Raw genomic sequence first — 4,685 nt, 5'->3', positions numbered from 1 at the left:
TGTGAAATTCTCTGTCCGGAACAATTGTGGGAAATACACGAATTAGGAAGTGGTAAACAACCAAATAATAAATGAACTGTATGTAAGGACCAAAAAATTAAATCCAAGGAGTATGTTTTGTCGGTTTTTTCTAAAACCGAAGAAAATCAAAACCAAGCCTACTAAAAAACCAACAAACTGCGAAAATACGTAAAATATATTTTTCCAATCGAGGGATATTTCCATATTATGAAACGCTAACTGATTGATGTGATTTTTTCTGTTAAGTTATAAATTTAATCTCTAATCCTTAAAAACAAGCCAACATTCCCATAATATTTCCCATAAAGCAAATCAGAAATCCTACTGCTTTATTTATTGTAAAAAAGTATGCATACATTTGCAAAACTGTTTTTTGTAAAATTAATTACCACTTAATGAAATTCAAATTTACTTTGATTGCCTTGGCCTTCGGCCTTCTAGTCTTATCAAGTTGTGCTCCTGGGTTGCCTGAAGATGTCACCACCCTTGATGTTGTTTATACCAATTTCAACCCAAATTTTGATTTTGGACAGGGAACAACCTTTGCAATCCCCGAAAATGTCGTGATTATCAGCGATATCCCCATCCAACCGGGACAGCAGCCTCCTTTTATTGATTTTGTGGCAGGTAGAAGCATCCTTGGTGCCATCCGAACGAATATGCTTCAGAGAGGATTTACCCAAGTCAACCAATTTGCAGATCCTGACTTCATTTTGCTTCCTTCAGTTGTTGAAGATAATTCCCTTTTGTTTGAATATGATTGGTGGTTTTGGGATTGGTGGATTCCTAATCTGGGAGCCGGACTAGGCTGGACCTATCCTGGCTATCAACCAGCTATCGTCACCTCTGTATCAACCGAGTCATTGTTGATTCAATTTGTTAATATGAAAGCAACTACAAATGATAAGCTAGAAGTTGATTGGGTTGCTATCGTCAATGGAGCACTGACAGGATCACAAACCAGTAACACCGAAAGAGCTGTAGCAGGTGTCAATCAAGCTTTTGTCCAATCTCCTTACATTCAGAAATGATTTTATGAAATCCAACCTATACCTTTTTGCATTTTTGATCGCTTTAATATCCCTTCCTGCTTTTGGTCAGGGAACAATGATCCAACTTAACTTTGCACCTGCTTTACCATTAGGGCAAACCGCGGATTTTACCGAGAACTTTACCGGTAGGGGTGCTAATTTTGAATTTTATAAGATGAATGAAAACCAAACTGGCTTTGGGGTGGAGTTTGGAACTATGAATTTCTTCGAAAAAGCTTCTGACCAATTGTTTGAAAGGGGGTCAGCGACATTGCAAGGTACCCAGTACAGGTATTTAAAAATCACACCTATAATGGGATCCTTCATTTATGTTTTTAATGCAAACAAATCATTCAAACCTTTTGTCGCTATGGGTGGTGGACTTGCCATCAATACCCAAACGGTAAGTATGGGCATATTTGTTGATAAAGTTACTCCAAGACAATTTATAATCCGGCCAGAATTGGGAGCAATTTATCAGATCAGTGACTATGTAGGGATCAAATTATCGTCAAAATATTACCAAACCTTCGAAAATTCCGACATGAGGGCCCAATCGATTTTAGGCTTTAATCTTGGTTTTGTCATGCTTAATTTCAATAATTAAATCACAATAAATTTTAATCCAAACTTTAAGAAACCTCTAGTTATGAAAACAAAATTATTCTTTGCCCTAATGCTATTTGCATTACCATTCATCAGCAATGCACAACAAATCAATGATGAGATCAAATTGATCCAGTCAGCCTTTGGCATGGAAAAACGTGCAATGGTAGAGCAATATATGGGACTCCCTGCTGATTCAGGATTTTGGACTATTTATGAAGCCTATGAAGTTGAAAGAAGGGCTTTGATGAAGGATAGGATTTTGCTTATCGAGGAGTACCTGACCAAGTTGCCTACACTTTCTGAAACAGACGCAGATCAGATAGCCTTGAAAGCGATGAAAAACAATGCAAGTCTTACAGGATTAGGAGCCAAACATTACAAAAAAATCAAAAAAGAAATCGGTGCAGTGAATGCAGCCAAGTTTATTCAACTTGAGAGCTATATCCAAAACACTGTCCTACTTGCTATCACTGAAAGTCTTCCATTCATAGGAGAACTTTAAGACTATTTTATAAAAAAAAATTTCTGACCTGTTCTTTTCATAAGAACAGGTTTTTTTTGATTCCAATACAAAAACAGGATTTTGTTATTTTTGGATAACAACCTTACCTTTAAGAAGCCACAATACAATCCAACCATGAGAAAACTTCCCAATATTGCTATAACACTTTTGCCAATCGTCTTCCTATTTGCGAGATGCAGTCCCAAAGAAACTGAGGAAAAGGTCTCCAATAGTGAGATTAAGCAATCTTTGGATTTTTCTAAAGAAGGAATGGTATGGATTGAAGGCGGTTCATTTTTTATGGGAACCAATGAACAAGAGGCATACCATGTCGAAAGGCCGGCTGTAAAAAGAACAGTCAATGGTTTTTGGATGGATGCTACTGAAGTCACCAATGCCCAATTTGCAAAATTCGTGGAAGAAACGGGCTATGTGACAGTTGCCGAAAGAAAACCTGATTGGGAAGAAATGAAGCTTCAGCTTCCACCGGGGACACCTAAGCCTGCTGAGGAAGACCTTCAACCAGGTTCCTTGGTCTTCTCCCCTCCTGCCCAATCTGTTTCTACCCAATCAAACGACTTGAGTCTATGGTGGAAATGGGTGATTGGAGCAAACTGGAAACATCCTGAAGGTCCTGAAAGTACGATCAAGGGCAAAGAAAACCATCCTGTAGTGCATATGGCTTCAGAAGATGCAGAGTCTTATGCCAAATGGGCCGGAAAAAGACTGCCCACAGAAGCAGAATGGGAATATGCTGCAAAAGGAGGAAAAGATCACCAAAGGTATGCATGGGGCGTTGATTTCAGGCCAAACGGTCAATTTATGGCGAATACTTTCCAAGGAGATTTTCCCCACTCCAATGAAGGAAGGGATGGATTTTTGGGAACAGCTCCGGTTAAAAATTTCCCTCCCAATGAGTTTGGCCTTTATGACATCATCGGCAATGTGTGGGAAATGACAAGCGATTGGTTTGATGCGGCCACCTTTCTGAGAATCTCAGGAGAAGCCCCTGCTCTTGACAGTGCGATCAGCAAATGTTACAATCCTGATAATCCTTATGCAATGGAAAAAGTCATAAAAGGCGGGTCTTTCTTATGCGCTGATGATTATTGTATCAATTATAGGCCTTCTGCAAGGCAGGGACATGCCTACGATAGCGGCACTTCCAATGTCGGCTTTAGGTGCGTGGCCGATGGCAAATAGAATATTTCCACCCATTTTGGTTTAAGAGCCTTTTGATGTCAGATACTTTAATGCCAGGTTATTTCGAGTGATAAGTTTTCTGAATTTTGTAAGTGAAAGCACTTCCATAAAAGGTCCGATATATAGAATCTTGATGGCAGAAGCCATTTATTTCAATCATGCTTGCCAAGATTTGCTTGATTTTCCTTTTACAAAATAAATCAGTACTTTTCATAAATATGTTGAATTAGCCAATTCCTCATATGCTGTAAATTCCATATTTCCAGTTTGAACGATCCTCCCCTACCCAGCCACCATAATTCAAAAAATCATGAAGGTATTGATATCTCTTATTTTGGTCTTTGCAACCATTCAAAGTTTGAAGGCCCAGGATTCTGTAGTATACAGGTCAAATAAAATCAATAACCTTAGATGGGTACCGCTTCCTGCAGTAGGGTCAAATCCTGCAAATGGATGGTTGTTTGGTATTGCACCTTCTGCTACCTGGTATATGGGAAATCCTGCCGATACAAAAATGTCCAATCTCGTTGGCAACTTTCTCTATACCACCAAAAAACAATGGATCTTCAGTTCCAGAAGCAATATCTTTTTAGATAAGAATAAATGGATCCTTGTAGGCGATTGGAGGTATTTCATCACTTCACAGCCGACATTTGGATTGGGAAGCAGTGCCCCAAACCTACCCGAAGAAGATCCTGCAAGACCAGGGGTTTGGCGTGGGGAGCAGCAGATGGATTTCAACTTGATCCGATTTTATGAAACAGTATTGAGGAGAATTGGGGATTCCAAGTTTTACCTTGGCATGGGTTACCATTTTGACCTACACTCTAAGATCAATAGTTTTTCAATTGAAGAGAATCCTCCTACTTTGCAGTTTTCGCATGATGCTTATAACCTCTCCAGGGGATTTTCAACAGAAAGATACACCCTATCAGGAATCACCCTTAACGCAATTATGGAAAACAGAGACATCGCGGTCTCTCCATATGAAAAAAACTTTGCCCTCCTTTCCTATAAAATCAATCCCACTTTTCTTGGATCGGACCAATCGTCAAGTACGATTCTATTGGATTATAGGCACTATTTCAATCTCAGTGAAAGGAGAAAAAGACACCTGATCGCAGTTTGGGGATATGGTAATTTTTTGGTTTCAGGGAATCTTCCCTATATGAACCTCCCTTCAATTGGTTGGGATATGTTTGGCAGGTCAGGCCGGGCGTATGCACAGGGTAGATTCCGTGGAGAAAGTATGGTCTATACGGAAGCTGAATACCGTTTTCCTTTACAACAAAACAAGGAAACTTTTGGTGGAACGGTAT

Annotated in this window: 5 protein-coding genes; all 5 read left to right on the top strand. The window is 39.4% G+C overall.

What is annotated here, in order from left to right; translation table 11 throughout:
• Positions 1-416 precede the first annotated feature (416 nt).
• Positions 417-1,052 (top strand): DUF4136 domain-containing protein, encoded by a 636-nt coding sequence (locus ACZFYI_RS16010; RefSeq protein ID WP_462525135.1) that lies wholly within the window; start codon positions 417-419, stop codon positions 1,050-1,052.
• Between the two features lie 4 nt (positions 1,053-1,056).
• The gene (locus ACZFYI_RS16005; RefSeq protein ID WP_462525134.1) at positions 1,057-1,659 is read left to right on the top strand and encodes a hypothetical protein; all 603 of its coding nucleotides are present in this window, start codon (positions 1,057-1,059) and stop codon (positions 1,657-1,659) included.
• A 42-nt stretch (positions 1,660-1,701) separates the two neighbouring features.
• The gene (locus ACZFYI_RS16000) at positions 1,702-2,163 is read left to right on the top strand and encodes a hypothetical protein (protein ID WP_462525133.1); all 462 of its coding nucleotides are present in this window, start codon (positions 1,702-1,704) and stop codon (positions 2,161-2,163) included.
• A gap of 135 nt (positions 2,164-2,298) precedes the next feature.
• Positions 2,299-3,366 (top strand): formylglycine-generating enzyme family protein, encoded by a 1,068-nt coding sequence (locus ACZFYI_RS15995; protein WP_462525132.1) that lies wholly within the window; start codon positions 2,299-2,301, stop codon positions 3,364-3,366.
• 310 nt (positions 3,367-3,676) lie between these two features.
• On the top strand, positions 3,677-4,685 hold a 1,009-nt coding region (locus tag ACZFYI_RS15990; protein WP_462525131.1), incomplete at its 3' end, for a BamA/TamA family outer membrane protein.

Source organism: Aquiflexum sp. (assembly GCF_977115555.1).
Note: the sequence above shows the minus strand (reverse complement) of the source record. Positions and strands in the feature narration are given on the sequence as shown.

Coding starts and splice junctions, on each gene's coding strand:
- ACZFYI_RS16010 (WP_462525135.1), top strand. CDS start 417: ATGAAATTCAAATTTACTTTGATTGCCTTGGCCTTCGGCCTTCTAGTC.
- ACZFYI_RS16005 (WP_462525134.1), top strand. CDS start 1,057: ATGAAATCCAACCTATACCTTTTTGCATTTTTGATCGCTTTAATATCC.
- ACZFYI_RS16000 (WP_462525133.1), top strand. CDS start 1,702: ATGAAAACAAAATTATTCTTTGCCCTAATGCTATTTGCATTACCATTC.
- ACZFYI_RS15995 (WP_462525132.1), top strand. CDS start 2,299: ATGAGAAAACTTCCCAATATTGCTATAACACTTTTGCCAATCGTCTTC.